A 19,391-nucleotide genomic window follows, 5' to 3' on the forward strand; every position below is an offset into this window, starting at 1 on the left:
GCCCCGCCCGCTCGACACCGCCGGACAGACGCACTGAGGAATGCTGGCCGGTCGGCTCACACAGATGATAGAAGGCTGCATCGGAGCCTGAACGCGGGAAGTCCGGGTGTGTCAACTTAGCGGCTGATCTTGGTTGTTGGGTTATCGATGGTCGATCGGGGCGGGCATGCCCTTGCAGGCGATCTGGGCGTCGAAGCCGATCTCGTCGAGCAACTCACGGGTGCGTTTGCTGTCATACCCGCGACCGATACCGGTCCCCAGCATAGCCGATGGTATGACGTACATAATTTTACGGTCCAGGGCGACATGCTTGCCCGTCCCGCCGAGCATCCGCCGCGGCGGCACGGCTCGTTGCCGGTGCGCCTCGGAAGGTCCGCCGGTAGGCCAGTGGTGTGACGCCGATAGCGGCGTGCAGGTGTTCGCGCAGCGAGGTGCCGCCGGCGAAGCCGACCTGGCCGGCGATCTCGTCGACCGGCAGGTCGGTGGATTCCAGCAACTGCCGGGCTCGGTCGACGCGTTGCTGGATGAGCCAGCGTCCGGGGCTCAAGCCGACTTCTTCTTTGAAGCGGCGGCTGAAGGTGCGTTGGCTCATGTTCGACTGCTCGGCAAGGTCGCTCAGAGTCAGCGGCTTGTGCAGGTTCTGCAGCGCCCACTGCCGGGCGGCGGACGTGTCGTTCGCCGTTGCATCGGGAACCGGGTGTTCGATGTACTGCGCCTGGCCTCCGTCGCGCCACGGGGGGACGACGCAGGTGCGGGCCACACGGTTGGCGATCTCGCTGCCGTGGTCCTTGCGGACAAGGTGCAGGCAGACATCGATGCCGGCAGCGGCACCGGCCGAGGTCAGCACGTCGCCTTCGTCGACGAACAGGACGTTCGGGTCGAGTTCCACCTGCGGGTACCACTCCCGGAAGAGGCCCGTGGCGTGCCAGTGCGTGGTGGCCCGGTGCCCGTCGAGCAGCCCCGCCGCGGCCAGCACGAAGGCGCCGGTGCAGGTGGACACGATCCGGGTGCCGGGGGCCACGTACGCGAGGACTTGCGCCAGGTCGACCGGCGTTTGACGGCGGGGGTTGCCGGTGTGGAACGGTGGGATGATGACGGTGTCGGCGGTGCGCAACGCCTCCGGGCCGTGCTCGACGGTGATGGAGTAGTCCGCGTTGGTGCGCACCGGGTGACCGTCGATGGTGCAGGTCACGACCTCGTAGCGGCCGTCCGCGGCGCCGAAGACGCGGTGGGGAATGCCCAGGTCGAACGGGTACACCCCGTGCGAGGCGAGGACAACGACGCGGTGCACCTTGATCACGGCAGGATCCCGTCGAAAATTGGCGATCACGCGATTGTAGCGGCCTGTGACGGCGGCCAAGCTGGGCCCATGACGGACACCGAAACCATGCGAGCCATCAGCCAGGACACCTACGGCGCCCCCGACGTGCTGCAGGAAACCCTGCTGCCCAAACCGGCGCCAGGGGTGAGCGAGATCCTGGTCGCCGTCCACGCGGCCGGGGTCAACCCGACCGACTGGGGGAACCGTGCCCAGTCCGCGACCATCGCCCGGATGCCGCTGGTGCTCGGCTGGGACGTCTCCGGCGTCGTCGAGGCCGTCGGCGTGGGCGTCACGCTGTTCAAGCCCGGCGACGAGGTCTTCGGCATGCTGCCCTACCCGGGCGGAGTCGGCTCGCACGCCGAGTACGTGACCGGGCCGGCCCGCGTCTTCACGCACAAGCCCGCCGGCATCGACCACGTCCAGGCGGGTGCGCTGCCGCTGGCCGCGCTGACCGCCTACCAGGCACTGGTCGACACCGCCGGCGTCCGGGCCGGGCAGCGAGTCCTGATCCACGCGGCGGCCGGCGGCGTCGGTCACCTCGCCGTGCAGATCGCCAAGGACCGCGGCGCGTACGTGATCGGCACCGCCAGCGCCGCCAAACACGACTTCCTGCGATCCCTCGGTGCCGACGAGGTCATCGACTACCACAGCGTCGACTTCACCGAGGTGCTCAGCGACATCGACGTGGTCTTCGACCCGATCTCCCGTGACTCCGCCGCCCGCGCCCGATCCGTGGCCGTGCTGCGCCCGGGCGGCACCCTCGTCTCGATCCTTCCGGTACCCGTCGACGCCGGCGAACTGGCGGCGATCGCCGAGCGGGGGATCCGCTACGAGTCGCTGCTGGTCGAGGCCGACCACGCCGGCATGCAGGCCATCGCCGCCCTCGTCGAGACCGGCGCACTGCGCGCCCACATCGAGGCCACCTTCCCGCTCGCCGAGGCCGCGAAGGCGCACACGCTCGGCGAGACCGGCCGCACCACCGGCAAGATCGTGCTGACCGTCCGAGACAGCAAGGCGCAACTTGCCAAGCAACTACTGGAGGACGTGTTCGTCCGCGGCGACACGGCCATCGTCGATCGGGTCGTGCGGCCCGATTTTTACATCCAGCACAACCCCCTGGCGCCCGACGGAGCCGACGCCCTCAAGAACTTCAGCGCCGGCATGCGACAGCAGTTTCCGCAGGCCGCCTTCGAGCCCCGCCGGATCATCACCGACGGCGATCTGGTGCTGCTCCACTCCCGCTACGTCATGGTGCCGGGCACCCCGGGTCTGGCCGTGTTCGACCTGTTCCGCTTCCAGGACGGCAAGATCGCCGAGCACTGGGACGTCATTCAGGAAGTGCCCGCCACCACGGCCAGCGGCAACGACATGTTCGCCACGCTCAGCGAGCCGCGGACCGACGCGGTCGGGCAGCGCTGGTTCACCGCCTACCACAAGGAACTGGTCACCGCGTTCGTCGACCAGCTGCTGGTCCGCAAGGACCTGACCGCCATCGACGCCTACGTCGGCGCCGACTACCACGAACACAGCCCGAACATCTCCGACGGCGCGGCCGGCCTCAAGGCCGACCTGGGCAGCTACTTCGACAAGTTCCCGCAGTCGAGTGTCACACCGAAACGCGTCATCGCCGAAGGCGACCTGGTCGCCGTGCACAGCCACTACGTCGACACGCCGGGCGAGCGTGGCCGGTCGGTCATCGACCTCTTCCGGGTCCGCGATGCCAGGATCGTCGAGCACTGGAGCTCCGAACAGGCCGTGCCCGAGACCGCCGCCAACGACAACACGATGTTCTGAGTGGGCGGTTCGTAAGGTGATGCCCGTTTCAGGCTGAGGTTGGGGCAAGGCCGCTGGTGGAGGTTCCGTCGGCTATTGCTTCCTGGTGAAGTTGCCGGTGTCGGCCTCGGTGAGGATCCCGAGTTTGACCAGGCGTTTCAGCTTGGCGCGGGTGCCTTCGACTTTCTTCGGCAGCGGCTCGTGGCCGAGGGCTTCGCAGACGTCCTTGGCCCGTAGCGGCCCGGTCGCGTGGTTGAAGACTGCGAGGATGCGGGGGTAGTCCGGGTGCTCGGGCGTGAGCAGGCCGCGTATCCGGTTGGAGATGCGGGTGGCCTCGGCTGCCAGGTCTCGGTCGAAGCCGACGAGCACGGTCAGTTCGGCGGTGATCTCGTCGGTCAGTTCCAGGGAGCGCAGTGTGTGCGGCATGGTGCGGGCCGCGTCCGCGATCACCGCGGCGTCCTTGGCATCGGTCTTGGCCTCGCCCGGGGCAGCCCGCGTCCCGGGCCACGGTGAGTGGGAGGGTGCCGATGGAGGCGGGCTGGTCCACGATCACCAGGACGGTGCCGAACTTGGCGGTCAGCTTGTCGAAGACGGCCCGCAGGTTCGGCTCGCTGTTGGGCATCTGCTTGTCGAGGACTTTCTTCCCGGCCGGGTGAGCCCATGACCGTGATGGGCACTCTTGCCGACGTCCAGGCCGCTCTGTCACCGACGCCGAAGATCGGGAGCTCTTGGCCTTGCAGCTCAGGAAGCGGTAGGAACAGGTGGTGCTCTGGCCGAGGGCGGGTAATTGAGCCAGCATTGTGGGCCCAGAATGAGGGGGGCTTGTGAGACGACGATTGCTGGCGGGATTGGCTGCTGCTGCGACCGGCGTGGGGCTCGGGACGTACACCCTCCGCTCTGTGCAGGTCATCCCGGAAGGCTCAGCGGCGGTTGTCGAACGGTTCGGACGCTACTCGAGGACCATGGGCTCCGGGCTGCACACCATCCACCCGTTCGCCGACACCATCCGCAATCGTGCGGCGCCAGACCGTGCCGATTCCCGTGTTCATCGAGACGCGCTCAAAAGACGACGCCGACCTGCACCTCAACGCGATGGTGCACTACGAAGTGACCGATCCCTACAAGGCCACCTATGGCATCGCCAGCTATGTCCAAGCTCTTGACCAGGTCATGCGGCACGAAATCGTGCACGGTCTGCGCGGTCTGAACGGCGACTTCGCGACGGCCGCAGTCGAAGAACTCCGCGTCCGGATCGAGCAGCGCCTGAAGGAGGCCGCTGACGACTGGGGACTGACCGTTCACTGGTTCGGCCTGATGCTCGGTGACGTGCCCGTCCTGCCCGACCGCGGGGCCCAAGCTCCCCGGCCTGAGATCGTCATCAACGCCATGGAGGTCCACATGAGCCGATACGGCGACACCCACATCACGGGCAACGCCCAGCTGGGAGATCACAACAACCTGGACGCACGCAGCGTTCACGGCCTGCCTGGAGACCAGGTGCTGCACCTGGCGGCCGCCCTGGTGAGCCTGGTGCGAGCGGAGGCTTCCTCCTCTACCGTTCCCGACCCAGCCGTTGTCACCTGGGCGGAAGCCTTCGAAGAGGAAGTCCAGAGCGCCCACAACGAGGACCGCCCACCGAACGTTGGTCGCCTGCGCCATGCGGTCACTCAGATCACCGCGGGGCTGACTACGACCACAGCTCTCGGAGGGCAGATCGAGACGTTGGTCGTCCAGCTACGACACCTTCTTGGGCTGTAAGAGTGCGTACAACCCACGTGCCGGCAGGGAGCGGAGCTCGCCTTCACCGGAGGGCGCTGGATGCCGTGCGGCACGGCCCGAGCCGCTCGGACCGAAGGTGGCCGGGGTGCCGGTAGGGGCGGTCGGGTTCGCGATGGCGGCCATCGGGATGGTTCTGGCGGGGTCATCGGGGATCGTTCTGCACATCGTGACGACGTCCCGGCGCCGCCGCTTCGAGGATGCCGAGCGGCAGGCGTCCTGGCGGCAGCGGTGAGGAGAGGGGGAGCCATGGCCTTCAACATCGGCAACCAGCAGGGCGGCGTGGTCAACAACGTCGCCGGGAACCAGACCGTTCATGGTGGCCAGTCGGCCGTCTTCACGGCGCGCGGGCAGGAGGTGCGCGGCCTGGTCCGGGAACTGAGGGCGTCGATCGGGCGGACGGCGTTGCCGCCAGCAATCGAGCCAGAGGTGGGGGCCGAGCTGGACTCGTTGGACGAGGAGGTCGCCCGGCCGGAGCCGGATCGGGAGGCAGTGGCGGGCCGGCTCGGCGCACTCGGCCAGCCGATCTTGCGGGCGATCGCGGGTTGATGGGAGGAGGGCTGACGGAGAGGGCCTTGGCCCAAGGCCGGGTAGTTAGGGGTTTCGCAGGTCACGCAAGTGAGTTGAAGGATTCACGACGCAGGGCAACGGAACCCGTTGGTACAGGCAGTCGGCCAGGACAGCTTGTCCCGAAGGAGCTCCGTTGCCCCGTCATTGTGTCCCGCCGTCTGCGCTGATGGCCATCACCCGAACGGTCCCCGTGGCCGGGGACGGGCACTGTGGGACATCGCCCTCGGCCGCCCCCTCATGTGCCGTCTGCGCTGCCCAGCGGATGGGGCACGGGTGTGGCGGGACGGCCGGTGTGACGGGCTCGGGAAGCGGGCGAGTGCTCAGACCGTGTGTCGCGGGTGCGACCAGGGATGCCAGATCGCACGCGCGCCGGTGCAGATCGAACCGCGCGGCTAGGCCGACGCCGGCACGCAGGAAAGCATGCTCGGCCTCAAGCCAGGCCCTGGGTGCCAGCTTGAGTTCGGCCGGCTGCGTCGCGGCGGGCGGTGTCGGGTCGTACGTCTTCGCCGCCTCGACTCCGCTCGCGCTGCCGGTCAAGTCGACCATCGCGTCCACCAGGCGTGCGGCGGCGTCCCGGCGCTCGGCCGTGGTGTCCTCGACGGCGGCGCGCTCACGGGCGAACAGCCGCACCAGGTCGTGCACGCGGTAGCGGACTTGCCCGCAACGGTCCGCGCCGAGCGGTTCCAACAAATGGGCGTCCGCCAGTCGTTCGACCAGCCGTCCGGCCTCGTGCGCCCCCGTGGCCGCGAGTGAGGCTGCCGCCCACGACGCGAAGTCCGACACATCCAGCGCGGCCAGCCGTCGCAGCATGCGCCGCTCGGCGCGCCGCAGGCGGTCGTAGCTGTGGCTGAGCCGAGCGCGTACATCCAGGTCTCCGCAGGCCATCTCGTCCAGCCGAGTGTCCTCCGCGCGCAACCGGTCCACCATCGACTGCAGCGGCCACCGGACGCGGGCGGCCAGCCGGGTGCCGATCACCCGAACGGCGAGCGGAAGCCCTCCGGACAGGCGGGCGATGTCAGCGGCCGCCGCGGGTTCGGCCGCGATCCGCTGGGGACCGGCCAGCCGGGCGAGAAGTGCCACGGCTCCGGACAGGTCCAGCACGTCGAGGTGGGTACGACTGGTGGCGTCGAGCCCCAGGAGAGCCGAGCGGCCGGCGATCAGCACTGAGCTGCCGCCACCCGGGCCGGGCAGCAGCGGACGTACCTGCCGCTCGTCGCTGACGTTGTCCAGGACGATCAGGATGCGGCGCCGGTTGAGCACCGTGCGCAGGATGGCGCAGGCCTCCGCAAGCGTGGTGCACGGCCCGGTGGGTGCGACACCCAGTGCGTGGAGGAAACCGGTAACGACCTGCGCCGGTTCGGCGCTCTGTCGGCGTGCGTCGCCGAGGTCCGCGTAGAGCCGTCCGCCAGGGTAGTGGGCGGCGACATCGTGGGCGACGTGCACGATCAAGGCCGTCTTGCCGACGCCTGGCATGCCGTGCACGACACTGACCGAAGGGTGCGGTCGATTGTGACGCAGGGCCGCCCGTAGGTGTTCCACCTCCATGTCACGGCCGGTGAGCACGGTGGCGCATGGAAGTTGCTCGGGAACCGAAGTCCGTTCCGAGACGCCCAGTACCGTCGGAGCACTCGCCGGCGATCTCTCCGTGGGCTCCCCGCAGCTGTTCTGCCCCGGCGCCTCCCAGGCGATCAGGCGCGCGTGCAGTTCGCGCAGATCGCGGCCGGGGCCGATGCCGAGTTCGGTGCGCAGCCAGCGGTGGGCGTCCCGGTACGCGGCGAGGGCCTCGGCGCGCCGTCCGCAGCGGGCCAGGGCCGTCATCAACAGCAGCCGCAGCTGTTCGCGCTCGGGGTGCACGGCGACCAGCCGGTTCAGCTCCGCCACCAGATCCGACGCTGCGCCCCTGTCCATACGCAGTGTCATGAGGGCTTCCTGGGCCCCCAGCCGGAGTTCCTCCAAGCGGATGGCCTCGGTGCGGAGCAAGGCCGTGGTGGGGTTCCCCAGCGCCGGGCCGTGCCACAGCGCCAGCGCCTGGTCGAGGGTTGCAGCCGCCGCACGGTCGCCTCTCGCCGCCTCGACGCGGCCCCGTTCTGTCAGCTTCAGGAAGCGGTCGAGGTCGAGTTCGTCCGACTCCGGCTGGAACAGATAGCCGTGCGGTCGAGTCACGATCACCTCACGGCGTCCGGGGACGTGCAGAACGCGTCGGATCCGGGCGACGTAACTCTGCACGAGCTTCGGCGCGGTGGCCGGCGGTCCCTCGCCCCACACCGCGTCCACCAGCCGGTCCACCGACACCACCTGTCCGGCGTCGACGAGGCCCGCCGCCAGCAGCGCTGTCGGTTTGCGCGCCAGCGGCCGCAGTCTTCCTCCCTCGGACCGCACTTCGACAGGTCCCAGTACACGGAACTCCACCACGCCCCCCAAGGCTCTCCCCCCGCGGTCCCGGCGTCTCACGGAACAGGACCGCTTCGCCTGTGATGCCCACGATGCTGTGGGAAACGGGTGCGGCACCAGGGGGCGTTTCGGCCTGTGTCAGAGACGTCCCCACGCCCTACGAGGCAGCGCAGGTCGGACGGTCCGGTGCGCGCGGACTGCGCCAGGACTGCACCGTCACTGCGCAGGCACTGCACCGCTCTCGGTCACGGTTGCGACACCGGTCGGCACCACGGTGTTGTCCCGGGAACCCATAGCGACGAAAGGGATGCGGATGGCACTCGCACGTACGCGGAAGCGGCTTGCCGCGGTCGTCGGTCTTGCAGCGACCATGGCGGTGGGGGGCGCGGTCCTGGCCTCGCCGGCCTCGGCGGCCCCGAACTGCGCCTCGGGGTATCACTGCGTGTTCTTCCTCGGCTTCGACTCCGCCAAGCACTCGTACTTCAACAGCGACACCAACTTCAGCGGTGACACGTTCAACCAGGGCAGCGGGCTGTCCGGATACGGCCAGTCCGTGAACGACAACGTCGTGTCGGCGAGCAACTCCAGCAACAGCAACTACGAAAGCCACTACTACGTCAACTCCAACTACGGCACCTTCCTGTTCTGTGTGAACCCGGGCAGCAGCGTCGAGTACCTGCCCTCCTCCAAGCAGAACCAGGCCAGTTCTCTGCAGCTGCGCGGCCGGACCACCATCTCCTGCTACTGATCCGCAGGCGTCCGCCGGTACGGCGACCGTCGGCGACGACGGCTGCCGTACCGGCCACCGAGGAGGAGGAACCCCATGCCGCTGGCCGCCGCCCGCAGCCGCGCTGTCCGCATCACTGCCGTCGTCCTGGTCCTGGGCGTGGCCCTGACCGCGTGGGTGGTTCACGACCGCTCCTCACCCGTGTCTCCGTCGAGTACGGCCGGATCGAGCGGGGTCGACACGGACGCCCTGAACCGACGACTGCCCTTCCAGCGGCTGCTGTACCTGCCCAGCGCCGCGGTGCTCCGCGTCCAGCGAGCCGAGCAGCACCTCACGGTCGACTGTATGGCGCGGCACGGTTTCACCTTCAAGCCCGTCACCTCGGCCGACTCCGACGAGCACCCGACCCCCTTCGGGCTCGAGTCCCTGGCGCCGCAGCCGTCTGCCGCTTCAGTGACGCCCGAGAAGTCACGGGGGGAGGCGTTCACCAGGGCACTGTACGGCGACCCCGACAGGCGGATCTCCGCCAGGGGCACCATGTTCAAGGTCACCCGGCCCGCCGACGGCTGCCAGGCCGAGGCGGAGAAACGGCTGCTGGGCGACTCGCGGCTGCGTTGGCTGCAGTTGCGCATCCGGCTGGGGGAGGGCGAGAAGGAGGCCCGGGGGCAGGTGGAGAAGGACGCTGACTTCCGTGCCATGCAAGCCCGTTGGAGCAGGTGCATGAGCCAGGCCGGATTCCGGGCGAAGGACCCCGTCGATGTGCTGTTGAGTCTGCCCCGGGACACCCAGCCCGCGGAGAACGCCGCCGCGCGGGCCGACATGCGGTGCAAAGGCGCGACGAACTATCTGCCCGTCGCCTACGCGAGATTGCGGGTCGTGCAGCAGAAATGGCTGGACGACCATGCGGCGACGCTGACCGAATGGAACCGCCTTCAGACCCGCCAGGACACCGTGGCTCGTAAGGTGCTCGCCTGAGCGGGGGGCCTGCGGGGGGTGAGCCAGGTCAGCCCAACTCCCTTACGGCTTCCGTATCGAGCCCTGGGAAACCGAACTCGACCAGGTGCGGCTCGCCCTCCCGGACGGCTCCCTCAGCGCGGATCAGGCCTTCCGCCTGCTCGCCACTGCCATGGGCGACTCATGGCGATCAGCGCGCTGGTAGGCCAGGTTCTGATGTACCGGAAGCAGGACAAGAGGTATCCCAACGCCATCCGCTACTACGCGGGCACACAGACGATCACTGAAATGCCTGATGTGTGCAAGGCGGCCGGCCTCCCTGACGACTGCTGAGAGGCACGACCTGCGCTCCGGCGAGACGAGAGGGCACACGCGGGATGTAAAGACCGTACAGACCCACCGGAATCGAGAACATCTCGACGCGAGCCAGCGTTTCCGGGTTCTGTCCCGACGGGACGGTCAGGGGGATGTGGGTGTCGGACTCCAGCCGTCGGTCAGGGCCTCTCGTAGGGTGTCGGTGGCGTTGCGGAGGCAGTCCCTGAAATCCGCGGCTCCCTCCAGCTCGATCCATCGCGTGTAGGCGTTCGCGAAGGCCAGGCCGGCGAGTTGGGCGACCGTGCGCGCCTGGGCGTTCGCCGTGCCGCGGCTTGCCAGGGCGGTTTGGATGGCGGCGGTGAGCGCGGCGAGTTTGGTGCGCTCGCGCTCTTCGAGCTCGGGGCTGGACCGGATCACTGCCTGGCGTTGTGCCGGGTCTTTCGCATGCTCGGTCAGATAAGTGCCCGCCGTGGCGAGGGCGTTCAGGGCGGCGGCCATGTCGTCTGTTCCGGGTTCCGCGTCGCGGACGGCTTCCGCGACGGCTGCGGCCAGTTCGTCGGAGTGGGCGAACAGGACCTCGCGCTTGTCGGGGAAGTAGCGGAAGTAGGTGCGGCGGGTGATGCCGGCCCGTTCCGCGATGTCAGTCACCGTCACGTGGTCGTATCCATGTTCGGTGAACAGTTCCAGGGCAGCCTTGCGTAGCCGTTCCTCGGTGCCGGGGTCCCATCTGGCCATACCGCGACACTACCAAGTGATGTCTCAGAGTGTCGTCGATGCGCTAGCCTGAGTGATGACACGGTGAGACATCACTTTGCCATCCCCGAAAGCCGGACGTCGGCCCCGGGGCGCCGTTGGAAGGAAGCTCGCAATGAACCACGACGACCGGAACGCCCGCACCAACGAGATCTGGATCCTCGGAGCCACCGGGCGCATCGGCCGCACCGTCACCGCCGGACTGGCAGCCCGCGACGCCGACATCGTGCTGGTCGGCCGCAACGGCGACCTGCTGCACAAGACCGCCGCAGACGCAGGTCATCCGGACATGGAGGTGCTGGTCAGCGACTCGGTGGAGCACATGGCCGCGGAGATCGGCCGCCGCCGTCCGGCCGTGGTCGTCAACACCCTAGGGAACTACGCCCGGACCGCTACGGTCCTTGCTCGCGCCTGTATGCCCGGCGGACACTACGTCGACCTCGCCGCCGACCTCGACGCGCTACCGCGCCTGCTGGACCTGCACGAGGAGGCCGCGAAGGCCGCCAGCACCCTGGTCACCGGAGCCGGATTCGGTGTCCTGGCCACCGAATCCGTCGTGGCCGAACTGTGCCGCGACCGTCCCACCCCCGCCCGGGTCCGCGTCGACGCCCTTTCCTCGGTGGCGACGACAGCCGGAGCCATGGGGGAGGCCTTCGCCACGACCATCGTGGACGTGATCACCACTGGAGGCCGCCGCTACCAGGACGGGCGCATGGTCAGGACACGCCTCGGCGCCGACGTGCAGCACCATTCCCTCCCCGACGGACAGAGCACGAAGTCCGCCGGCGCCCCCTCCGGCGAACTCCTCGCCGCGCAGGCCGCGAGCGGGGCGCCGAACGTCGTCGTCACCTCAGGCCTTGCACCCACTTCCCCGATCGTCCGTGCGCTCATGCCCGCCTTCGCCGCCCTCCTGTCCATCCCGCGGCTGCGCCGACTCGCCATCCGCCAACTCGCCCGAACCGCACTGAAAGAAGCCCCCCGCCCCCGTACCCATTCCTGGGGCCACGCCGACATCACCTGGCCCGACGGCACCCGCCGCGAAGGCTGGCTGCGCGCGGGCGACGGCATGGACTACACCGCCGACGTCCTCATCGAGACCGCCACCCGCCTCGCCCACGGCGAAGCCCCCGCAGGGGCCTACACCCCAGCAGCGGCATTCGGCCCCGGCCTCGCCACCGCCGCAGGCGGCACCCTCATCCTCGACCAGTGACCGAGCCGTTCTGGGACCAAATCACCGGCGTCGCCAGTCCCGCCGCCACGGCCTGACCACAGCCCGAAACCGGGCTCCACCACGACACGACGTGCCATGTGGTTGTGGTTACAGTCGGCTGCAGCAGCCGTCGTCAACGCCGACGACGGGTGCGGCGCCTGGGTGAGCGACGGACTGCTCAGCTGGGAAGGCCGGCGCGGGGCCAGCTGGCTTCGAACGTGTCAGTCGGCCCCAGAGGAACGCACAAAGCCAGTCTGCTCAGCCACCGCCTGGACGTACACCCGCACCAGCGAGGGCGCAGTCCTCGCGGCCGACACCGTCAGCGAGAACACCCACAGCCAGATCGTCACCCACTGCGGCACCCTTGGCATCACCGCCTCCCAGGCGTACACCTACGACAACACCGGCCGCCTCACCCAGGTCCAGGGCACCGGCGCCGACGCCATCTGCACCACCCGCAGTTACACCTTCGACAAGAACAGGAACCGCAAGGCCCTCGCCACCGCCGTCGCCGGCGTCGGCCTCGACTACACCATCACCGGCGCCATCACCATCAGCTCCACCTACGACGGCGCCGATCGGCTCGTCGACTACCGACTACACGTACGCCAACCTGGGCCGCACCACCGCCCTGCCCGGCAGCACCCTCGCCTACTACAACAACGACCTCGCCCAGCAGCAGACCGCACTCAGCGTCAGACCTGGACCCTCGCGCTTCCGCGCCTGGACCACCGAGACCAACACCTCCGGCACCTGGACCCAAGTCTGGCCGTGCGCGCGCTGTGCTCGCTGCTCGAATACGCCGTCAGCCGGCCCCCACGGACGGCGACATGTCAGCCGACGTTCTTCACCTGCTCGCCGCCGTCCTGGCCACTGGCCTCGTTGACGAAGACGCCGCCACCGAGATTGGCGAGCGGCTGCCGGTCCTGCACGGCCGGGCCACCGCCTTCGCCACCGCCCATTCCGAGCTCTACACCCTCGACCCCCACCGGCCTACCCCGGCCGGAGCTGGGTCAACGCCGTGGCCCCCGGGGCGTCGAGGGCGTGTCAGTGACTTTGTGTAAGTCCTCCGGGGTCACGTGGTGTTGAGCCGGTCCTCGAAAAAGAGTGAGAACTGGTTCAGCGCCTTCTTCCAGTGTGCCGCGACGTGGTTGACATCGCGGGCCTTGGGGGTGATCAGCTCGCGGACGACGAGGTAGAGCACCTTCAGTGCAGCCTTTTCGGAGGGGAAGTGCCCCCGGTTGCGGGTGGTCTTGCGAAGCCGCGCGTTGATCGACTCGATCAGGTTTGTCGAATACACGACCTTCCTTATCTCGGGCGGGAATGCCAGGTAGGGCGTGAACTCGCTCCACGCCGCCCGCCAGGTGCGCACGACGGCCGGCTAACGCTGGCCCAACTCCGATGCGGTGAAGTCCGCGAGGGCCTGCTCGGCGGCCTGTTCGGTCGGCGCGGTGTAGATGGCCCTGAGCGCGGACACCACCGCCGGATGGTGCTGCTTGGCCGCCAGCCGCAGCGATGCCCGGATCAAGTGGATCACGCAGGTCTGGACCGTGGCCTTGGGCCACGTCGCGGTGACCGCGTCCGGCAGACCCTTGAGGCCGTCGCAGGCGACGATGCAGACGTCGTCGATTCCGCGGTTGCGTAGTTCGGACAGCACCGTCATCCACGTCGTGGCGCCTTCGCCCTCGTCGCCGACCCACAGGCCAAGGACGTCTTTGCAGCCGTCCATGTCGACGCCGACGGCGAGGTAGACCGGCTTGGAGGCGACGGATCCTGACCGGATCTTGATCCACAGTGCGTCGATGTAGATGATCGGCCAGACGGCGTCCAGCGGGCGGTTCTGCCAGGCGGCGAGCTCGTCGGCGACAGCGTCGGTGACCTTGCTGATCAGGTCCGGTGAGACCTCGACGCCGTACATGCCGGCCAGGTGGGAGCGGATGTCCCGCACCGACATGCCGCGGGCACAGGGACAGGATCTGCTCGTTGAAGCCCGCCAGCCGCCGCGGGTGCTTGGGCACGAGCTTCGGCTCGAGGGAGCCGTTGCGGTCCCGGGGAATGGCCACGGTGACCGCGCCCGCGTCGGTCAGCACGGTCTTCGGTGAGGTCCCGTTACGGCTGTTGCCCGAGCCGCGGGCCGGATCGTGCCTCTCATAGCCGAGATGTTCGGTCATTTCGGCGTCCAGGGCCCGCTCGAGCACGGCCCGAGTGACCTCGGTCAGCAGCCCGCCCTCGCCCAGCAGAGCGGCTCCGGAGGCATCGGCGCGGTCCATCAGACGCTCGACGACCTCGTCCACCAGCCTCTCCTCGACCGATTCGACAGCCGAGGTGTTCTCGTTGTCCGTCATGCTCTGTCCGTCCCGGCTGACCAGGGCCCGAGCCTGGGCTCCGGTCAGCCTGTCACACCACGGACTTACACGATCTTTCAGGCACGCTCGCCGTCGACACGCCCTGGTGGTCGTTCCTGCCGGAGGAACAGCGTGCGGCTCAGTTCACCGCCGTGGCGGCTGGCCTTCCGGCCAAGCGGATCGGACGGCCCGGCGACGTCGCGAACGCGACATGAGAGGAGGAGGGTTTGGGAGGGCGCTTCCGGAGTGGCTTGTGCTCCGGAAGCGCGGGAGAGGCTACTTGCCGGCCTGGCTTTCTGCTTGGTGTTTGAGGTTGTTGACCCAGTTGTGGAGGGAGTTGTCGAGGGCGGTCTGCAGGGTGGCCTGGTTGGCGGTGACGGGGGCGCCGGTCCAGGATTCCTCGGTGTGGACGAGGACGCCGTCGGTGGTCGGAGTGAAGGTCCAGACGTGGATGGCGGTGATGCCCTGGGCGGGGCCGCCCCAGGCCAGGCGCCTGCCGTAGTCGACCTGCTTGACGGTGGAGGTGATGTCCAGTCCCTCGGTGGTCCAGCGGAAGACGGAGCCGGGGCGCAGGCGTCCGGGGGTGTCCTTGACGACGACGTCGACGCCTGGCTGCCAGGTGGGCCAGTTCTGGACGTCGGTCTGGATCTTCCAGATGGTGTGCAGGGGGGCGTGGATGAGGATGTTGTCGCGGGTGATGACCGGGGCGCTGGCGTCGATCTGCACGTCGTCGGTGTGAGCGGTGGCGCCGGCCGCGATGGTGGGGGCGGTGGTGGGCTGGTCGTCGTTGAGGGCGTGGGCGGTGCCGGTGGCGAGGAGGACAGCGCTGGCGGTGGCGGCGGCGAACTTCGTCGCGGTGAGGATACGCATGGTAGGGGGCCTTTCATCACTTGCGTTGGTGGTTGTCTGCCGGGCAGGGGAGCGGGTGCAGTTATGGGGTACCGGAGGCGGCTTGAGGCCGGGGGCGTCAGTCGGCCTGCTCAGCGCGGGTCTTGAGGCCGGCGAGCCAGGCGGTCAGGGACTGTTCCGGCGCTTGGCCGAGCTGCTGGGGGCGGTGAATCGACGGGGACGCCGCTCAGGTTGGTGGCGTCTCGCACGCCCGTTGGGAGAGCAGGCACATGCAGTAGTCGTGGACGGATGTGGGTCGGCTTCCGCGTGGTCGTCAGGCGTGCAGGACGACCTTTCCGGCGACGGTGCCGGATTCGGCCAGCCGCATCGCCTCGGCAACCCGGGCCAGGGGCAGTTCGGCGGCGATCTGGGCGGTGATCTCACCGCGCCGGAGCGCTCCGAAGACCTCGGTGAGGTCGGTGCGTAGCCTGGCCTGGAAACGGCCGCGGTTCAGGGCTCGGCCGGCCCAGACGTTGAAGAAGTAGGCGTGGCGGCGGTTGGGCAGGGAGTTCCACAGCCATACACGTCCGAGGAGCTTGAGGACGGGCCACTGCTTGGAGCCCTCGTCGTCCCGGGTGGAGGCGCTGCCGTAGGAGACGAGCGTGCCGCCGGGAGCGAGCAGGCGCCAGGAGTCGACGATGTTGCGGCCGCCGACGTGGTCGAAGACGGCGTCCACACCGGCCGGGGCGAGCTGGCGGACGCGGTCGGGGATGTTTTCGGTGCGGTAGTCGATCGGCGTCACCCCTTGCTCCCGCAGGGCGGCGTGGTGGCGCGCGGAGGCGGTGCCGATCACCTTCGCTCCGGCGGCCTGCGCGAGCTGGACGAGTACGGAACCGACGCCGCCGTTGGCGCCGTGCACCAGAACGGTCTGACCGGCGCGGATGCGGGCCTTGCGGTGCAGCATCTGCCATGCCGTGATGCCGTTGATGACGACGGTCTCGGCCTGCGCCGCGCTGATCCCCTCGGGGACCGGCACCGCGTCGGCGGCGTCGACGACCACGTGGCTGGCCCAGCCGCCGACCTTCAGCAGCGCGGCCACCCGGGTGCCGACCAGAGCGGGATCGACGCCGTCGCCGGTCTGCGCAACGGTGCCGACGAGGTCGTAGCCGGGGACGAAGGGGAAGGGCGGCTGGTCGTAGTAGCGGGCTCGGCGCATCTGCTGCTCGGCGAAGGAGACACCGGTCGCCTCCATGCGGATGACGAGCTGGTCCGCTGTGGGGGCCGGAGCGGCGACCTGGCGTATCTGAAGCTCCTCCGGTTCCACCTTGCCCGGCAGTACGACCTCGACCCGTGTTCCCGCGTTCATGACGACCTCCGTCGATCCGGCGCGCTAGTTAGTGGATGGCGCGTTCGTTAGAAGTTATAACTGCTCGTTGGCGTGACGGTCAAGAGCGTTCGTAATAGGGTCTAACTCCGAGCTGCTCGCCCGGCAGCAGACAGCGGTGAGCGAACAGGGGAAGGGACGTCCAGATGACCGTCGCGGGCCACGAGACACCACGCGAGCGCTACCGAGCCCAGCTGCAAGCCGAGATCAAGGAACGCGCCTGGGAGCAGATCGCCGCCGCCGGAGCTCCGGGACTGTCCCTCAATGCCATCGCCAAGCAGATGGGCATGAGCGGCCCCGCGCTCTACCGGTACTTCGCCGGCCGGGACGAACTGATCACCGAGCTGATCCGGGACGCCTATCGCAGTCTCGCCGACACCGTCCGTGCCGCGGCCGTCCCGGGTGCGGATCTCGCACAACTCGGGCGCGCACTGAGGGCCTGGGCCCTGGAGGACCCCCAGCGGTACTTCCTCATCTACGGCACACCGGTGCCCGGCTATCACGCACCCGAGGACATCACCATGATCGCCTCAAAGATCATGGACGCCCTGCTCGCCACCGCGGCCGGCGCCGCTACGGAAAGCCCTCACGACGGCCACCCCGACGCGCGCCTGGAAACCCACCTCGCCGAACACCGGCAGTGGGCCGCCGACCACCCCGCATCACCTGCCGCGCTGCGCCGCGCCCTGCTCTTCTGGACCCGCCTGCACGGCATCCTCTCCCTGGAACTGGCAGGCCACTTCACCGGCATGGGATTCGACCCGGGTGAGCTGTACGAGAGCGAACTGCGCCATCTGGTGCGGTGAATGACCCAGCTCCGATAAAGAACGGTGAGAGCGTCTCCCCGTTGACGACCTTGTTTCAGCTCGCGAGCGACGGACCCGCTTCGCCAAGACGCTTACCAGCACGGTGAGAAGCATTGAGTCCATCGACCCGGACGACCTGGTCGCTGTCGCGGACGATGACCGGCGCGCCGGCATCACTGCTGCCCAAAAGAGGATCAATGAGCCTTTTCGGCCTGACCCTACAGTCAGCGCGGGTAGGCATCGCCGCCGGTGGAGATCCGACGTTCCTGTGATCTCGGCGGGACTGCGGGGGTGGCGGCCACGAAGCCGTCGCCCGCCAACTGGACGCCCTCGCCGGCTACATCGCCACCTCCGTCACCGCCCGGCGAGGCCTCCTGGCCCGCCTGCACTACCTCACCGGCAGCGCCCACGCCCGCGCCGCAGCCCGGGCGGCCGGCCTGGCGGTCACCGACCGCACCCTGGGCGCCTGGCTGGAGGGCCGGCGCGCGCCCGCGGCGCAACCTGGAGCGGATCGAGCAGGCCTACCGCACAGTGCGGCGGGAGAACGTCGCCCGCTACCTGACCGCCCGCCTCAACCGGGACGGCCGCGGCACTCGCGTGGAGATTCACCCCACCAAGATCCCGCCCACCAAGGCCCGACCAGCGTCACGATGCGATAACCCCGCCCCCGACCATGCCCGCATCCCATCCGAATGCCGCTCCGGTATCCCCGCCCGCAACTGACAGCGCCTCTCCGGCAGGTGACGACGTATCCGCTGGTCACCATGCCTTTCCGGCGTGGTCGGCAGGCCGACACCCCCCTCTGCACACCTCCACGCCCCTCCCAGACAAGAAGAAGGGAAGGGCGGGCGGGACGGGCCGGCGCGCGGAGCGGCCGGCTCGGCCGGCGGTGGTGTGTCCGTCCAGCGGGCCAGTCCCTTGGGCAGTACGAGGAACGCGGCCCCGGCGCCGTGGGCGATCAGCACATCACCGACGTCGGCGTGCACCCGCTGCAGGTGGGAAGCGGTGGTGACGACGTGGACCTGGGCATCCGCGGGCAGGACCGCCCCGCCCGCCAGAGAGCTGCGGAGCGCGGCCGGGGAGATCTTCGCCCACTGGCGGGTCCGGTCGGCGTCCAGCAGACGGAGGTTCTGCAGGTGCCGCACCGTGCCCGCGTACGAGGTGCCCAGCTGCCTCGCCAGCCGGTACACGTGCTCCGGACTGGCCGGCTGTCCCCGGCAGATCCGGTCGAGACCGGCCAGCACCGCCGGGCGCGGTATGAGGAACCAGCGGCGAACGCCTCGGCGGTCTTCTCCTCGTCCGGCCAGCTGCCGTTGCCCCACCGCAGCGCCGGACTGAGGTCGTCATCGGCCGCCGTACGGTGGTGCAGGACGTGATGCCCGAGCTCGTGGGCCGCGGTGTGCCGCTGGGTGACGATGTTCAGGTTGGCGTTGAGCAGCACGGCCGGCCCGTTGTCGGCGGGGGAGAAGGAGACCCCGAACAGGCGCGGCATCGGCTGCGCCATGCCCACCAACCCGGCCGTCCTCAACGCCTGGTGGACAGGGACGTAACAGCTACGCTCGATGCCCAGGTCGCGGTGGGCCTGGGCGGACGCGATCCCGGCGATGCGGTGCGCCACCCCCCAGTTCACCGCTCCGTGCCCTGGTCCTCGGAGCCTTCCTGTTCCTTCTCCGCCGCGCGTCGCAGCGAGAGGTACTCGGCGAACTCCATCACCGTTTTCTGATCACCGTCGGTCAACTGGGCGAGCGCACGGGGCAGTCCGGCGAGGGCGTACTCGCCGGCGTCCGCGTTCTCCTCCTCGGCCAGGAAGTAGGCGACCGGCTACCGGTACAGGCGGGCGAGCTTCTTCAGCTCCAGGCTGTCCACCCGCCGCTCGCCGCGCTCGATGTCGCTGATCGCCGAACGGGGGATGCCGGTGTTGTCGGAGACGAACTGCTGCGACATGTTGAGGTAGTCACGGGTCTTCTTCAGCCGCTCGCCGAGCTGGGTGAGCTCGGGGTCGCGAGCACGGGCATCGGAGGGGGAATGGGTCATGATTGCTGCCTTTCGATGACGGCCTCCCGCACCGCGCGGGCGAAGGCCCGCACGGACGGGGTGGCCTCGGCCGACTGGCGGTCGGCAGGGATGGCGATGGAGTAACGCTCCCCCACGCGCGTGAGGATCTCCACGATCAGGAGCGAGTCGACCGGCAACTCCGGTCCACCGCCCTCGGCAACAGGGGCTCCAGCACCGCCCACT

The 19,391-nt window shown here is 69.2% G+C and carries 17 protein-coding genes and 7 pseudogenes; 12 read left to right on the forward strand and 12 right to left on the reverse strand.

The annotated features are described in order from the left end of the window. Positions 1 to 153 precede the first annotated feature (153 nt). Both ABZZ74_RS46290 and ABZZ74_RS46295 read right to left on the reverse strand, forming a co-directional pair. Positions 154 to 249 (reverse strand): annotated as a pseudogene (locus ABZZ74_RS46290) (IS5/IS1182 family transposase); the annotation flags it as partial. A gap of 40 nt (positions 250 to 289) precedes the next feature. Then, positions 290 to 1,300: a helix-turn-helix domain-containing protein gene (locus tag ABZZ74_RS46295; RefSeq protein ID WP_356950142.1), complete on the reverse strand. Its 1,011-nt coding sequence runs from the start codon at positions 1,298 to 1,300 to the stop codon at positions 290 to 292. 87 nt (positions 1,301 to 1,387) lie between these two features. On the opposite strand from ABZZ74_RS46295, the pseudogene ABZZ74_RS46300 reads away from it, so the two are divergent. After that, positions 1,388 to 2,323: pseudogene (locus tag ABZZ74_RS46300) on the forward strand (NADP-dependent oxidoreductase); the annotation flags it as partial. 33 nt (positions 2,324 to 2,356) lie between these two features. Continuing rightward, positions 2,357 to 3,115: pseudogene (locus tag ABZZ74_RS46305) on the forward strand (nuclear transport factor 2 family protein); the annotation flags it as partial. Positions 3,116 to 3,388: 273 nt separating this feature from the next. Here ABZZ74_RS46305 and ABZZ74_RS46310 read toward each other — a convergent pair. After that, positions 3,389 to 3,787: pseudogene (locus tag ABZZ74_RS46310) on the reverse strand (IS110 family transposase); the annotation flags it as partial. A 206-nt stretch (positions 3,788 to 3,993) separates the two neighbouring features. Between ABZZ74_RS46310 and ABZZ74_RS46315 the strand changes: the two are divergent. The 4 genes and pseudogenes from ABZZ74_RS46315 to ABZZ74_RS46330 all read left to right on the forward strand — a co-directional run. Then, a pseudogene (locus tag ABZZ74_RS46315) lies at positions 3,994 to 4,092 on the forward strand (SPFH domain-containing protein); the annotation flags it as partial. 16 nt (positions 4,093 to 4,108) lie between these two features. Beyond that, complete coding sequence (locus ABZZ74_RS46320) at positions 4,109 to 4,852, forward strand: SPFH domain-containing protein (RefSeq protein ID WP_356950143.1); 744 nt, start codon at positions 4,109 to 4,111, stop codon at positions 4,850 to 4,852. A gap of 106 nt (positions 4,853 to 4,958) precedes the next feature. Next, positions 4,959 to 5,105, forward strand: coding sequence for a hypothetical protein (locus ABZZ74_RS46325; RefSeq protein ID WP_356950144.1), 147 nt, complete (start codon positions 4,959 to 4,961; stop codon positions 5,103 to 5,105). A gap of 14 nt (positions 5,106 to 5,119) precedes the next feature. After that, positions 5,120 to 5,419, forward strand: coding sequence for a hypothetical protein (locus ABZZ74_RS46330; RefSeq protein ID WP_356950145.1), 300 nt, complete (start codon positions 5,120 to 5,122; stop codon positions 5,417 to 5,419). Positions 5,420 to 5,581: 162 nt separating this feature from the next. Here the strand turns inward: ABZZ74_RS46330 and ABZZ74_RS46335 are convergent, their stop codons facing one another. Beyond that, entirely contained in the window at positions 5,582 to 7,852 is a 2,271-nt protein-coding gene (locus tag ABZZ74_RS46335; RefSeq protein ID WP_356950146.1) for a BTAD domain-containing putative transcriptional regulator, read from the reverse strand. 292 nt (positions 7,853 to 8,144) lie between these two features. On the opposite strand from ABZZ74_RS46335, the gene ABZZ74_RS46340 reads away from it, so the two are divergent. Continuing rightward, positions 8,145 to 8,579: a hypothetical protein gene (locus ABZZ74_RS46340; protein ID WP_356950147.1), complete on the forward strand. Its 435-nt coding sequence runs from the start codon at positions 8,145 to 8,147 to the stop codon at positions 8,577 to 8,579. 75 nt (positions 8,580 to 8,654) lie between these two features. Next, complete coding sequence (locus ABZZ74_RS46345) at positions 8,655 to 9,533, forward strand: hypothetical protein (RefSeq protein WP_356950148.1); 879 nt, start codon at positions 8,655 to 8,657, stop codon at positions 9,531 to 9,533. A 438-nt stretch (positions 9,534 to 9,971) separates the two neighbouring features. Here ABZZ74_RS46345 and ABZZ74_RS46350 read toward each other — a convergent pair whose 3' ends face one another. Then, positions 9,972 to 10,562, reverse strand: coding sequence for a TetR family transcriptional regulator (locus ABZZ74_RS46350; RefSeq protein ID WP_356950149.1), 591 nt, complete (start codon positions 10,560 to 10,562; stop codon positions 9,972 to 9,974). A gap of 133 nt (positions 10,563 to 10,695) precedes the next feature. Between ABZZ74_RS46350 and ABZZ74_RS46355 the strand changes: the two genes are divergently transcribed. After that, positions 10,696 to 11,790, forward strand: a complete 1,095-nt coding sequence (locus ABZZ74_RS46355) for a hypothetical protein (protein WP_356950150.1) — start codon at positions 10,696 to 10,698, stop codon at positions 11,788 to 11,790. Between the two features lie 833 nt (positions 11,791 to 12,623). On the opposite strand, the gene ABZZ74_RS46360 is transcribed toward ABZZ74_RS46355, so the two are convergent. The 4 genes and pseudogenes from ABZZ74_RS46360 to ABZZ74_RS46375 form a co-directional block, all read right to left on the reverse strand. Further along, entirely contained in the window at positions 12,624 to 12,752 is a 129-nt protein-coding gene (locus ABZZ74_RS46360) for a hypothetical protein (protein WP_356950151.1), read from the reverse strand. 113 nt (positions 12,753 to 12,865) lie between these two features. After that, positions 12,866 to 14,135 (reverse strand): annotated as a pseudogene (locus tag ABZZ74_RS46365) (IS256 family transposase). Between the two features lie 276 nt (positions 14,136 to 14,411). Beyond that, positions 14,412 to 15,005 (reverse strand): SRPBCC family protein, encoded by a 594-nt coding sequence (locus tag ABZZ74_RS46370; RefSeq protein WP_356950152.1) that lies wholly within the window; start codon positions 15,003 to 15,005, stop codon positions 14,412 to 14,414. Between the two features lie 292 nt (positions 15,006 to 15,297). After that, entirely contained in the window at positions 15,298 to 16,329 is a 1,032-nt protein-coding gene (locus ABZZ74_RS46375) for a medium chain dehydrogenase/reductase family protein (RefSeq protein ID WP_356950153.1), read from the reverse strand. A 164-nt stretch (positions 16,330 to 16,493) separates the two neighbouring features. Here ABZZ74_RS46375 and ABZZ74_RS46380 point away from each other — a divergent pair, with 164 nt between their 5' ends. Further along, positions 16,494 to 17,153, forward strand: coding sequence for a TetR/AcrR family transcriptional regulator (locus ABZZ74_RS46380; RefSeq protein ID WP_356950154.1), 660 nt, complete (start codon positions 16,494 to 16,496; stop codon positions 17,151 to 17,153). Between the two features lie 249 nt (positions 17,154 to 17,402). After that, positions 17,403 to 17,765 (forward strand): annotated as a pseudogene (locus tag ABZZ74_RS46385) (transcriptional regulator); the annotation flags it as partial. 346 nt (positions 17,766 to 18,111) lie between these two features. On the opposite strand, the gene ABZZ74_RS46390 reads toward ABZZ74_RS46385, so the two are convergent. Continuing rightward, positions 18,112 to 18,594 (reverse strand): hypothetical protein, encoded by a 483-nt coding sequence (locus ABZZ74_RS46390; protein WP_356950162.1) that lies wholly within the window; start codon positions 18,592 to 18,594, stop codon positions 18,112 to 18,114. Here ABZZ74_RS46390 and ABZZ74_RS46395 point away from each other — a divergent pair. Further along, on the forward strand, positions 18,578 to 18,703 hold the full coding sequence (locus tag ABZZ74_RS46395; RefSeq protein ID WP_356950164.1) for a hypothetical protein: 126 nt from the start codon (positions 18,578 to 18,580) through the stop codon (positions 18,701 to 18,703). The genes ABZZ74_RS46390 and ABZZ74_RS46395 overlap by 17 nt on opposite strands. 271 nt (positions 18,704 to 18,974) lie before the next feature. Here ABZZ74_RS46395 and ABZZ74_RS46400 read toward each other — a convergent pair whose 3' ends face one another. Further along, positions 18,975 to 19,187, reverse strand: coding sequence for a helix-turn-helix transcriptional regulator (locus tag ABZZ74_RS46400; RefSeq protein WP_356950163.1), 213 nt, complete (start codon positions 19,185 to 19,187; stop codon positions 18,975 to 18,977). Continuing rightward, on the reverse strand, positions 19,184 to 19,345 hold the full coding sequence (locus ABZZ74_RS46405) for a hypothetical protein (protein WP_356950165.1): 162 nt from the start codon (positions 19,343 to 19,345) through the stop codon (positions 19,184 to 19,186). Before ABZZ74_RS46405 ends, ABZZ74_RS46400 begins: the two co-directional genes overlap by 4 nt. Between the last annotated feature and the right edge of the window lie 46 nt (positions 19,346 to 19,391).

Origin of the sequence: Streptomyces sp. NPDC006476 (assembly GCF_040612015.1) — a bacterium.
Taxonomy (GTDB): domain Bacteria; phylum Actinomycetota; class Actinomycetes; order Streptomycetales; family Streptomycetaceae; genus Streptomyces; species Streptomyces griseorubiginosus_B.

Excerpts from the sequence above, each read along its gene's own strand:
- ABZZ74_RS46360 (WP_356950151.1), bottom strand. The coding sequence starts at position 12,752 with ATGGGCGGTGGCGAAGGCGGTGGCCCGGCCGTGCAGGACCGGCAGCCG.
- ABZZ74_RS46355 (WP_356950150.1), top strand. The coding sequence starts at position 10,696 with ATGAACCACGACGACCGGAACGCCCGCACCAACGAGATCTGGATCCTC.
- ABZZ74_RS46345 (WP_356950148.1), top strand. The coding sequence starts at position 8,655 with ATGCCGCTGGCCGCCGCCCGCAGCCGCGCTGTCCGCATCACTGCCGTC.
- ABZZ74_RS46380 (WP_356950154.1), top strand. The coding sequence starts at position 16,494 with ATGACCGTCGCGGGCCACGAGACACCACGCGAGCGCTACCGAGCCCAG.
- ABZZ74_RS46375 (WP_356950153.1), bottom strand. The coding sequence starts at position 16,329 with ATGAACGCGGGAACACGGGTCGAGGTCGTACTGCCGGGCAAGGTGGAA.
- ABZZ74_RS46340 (WP_356950147.1), top strand. The coding sequence starts at position 8,145 with ATGGCACTCGCACGTACGCGGAAGCGGCTTGCCGCGGTCGTCGGTCTT.
- ABZZ74_RS46370 (WP_356950152.1), bottom strand. The coding sequence starts at position 15,005 with ATGCGTATCCTCACCGCGACGAAGTTCGCCGCCGCCACCGCCAGCGCT.
- ABZZ74_RS46330 (WP_356950145.1), top strand. The coding sequence starts at position 5,120 with ATGGCCTTCAACATCGGCAACCAGCAGGGCGGCGTGGTCAACAACGTC.
- ABZZ74_RS46400 (WP_356950163.1), bottom strand. The coding sequence starts at position 19,187 with ATGACCCATTCCCCCTCCGATGCCCGTGCTCGCGACCCCGAGCTCACC.
- ABZZ74_RS46350 (WP_356950149.1), bottom strand. The coding sequence starts at position 10,562 with ATGGCCAGATGGGACCCCGGCACCGAGGAACGGCTACGCAAGGCTGCC.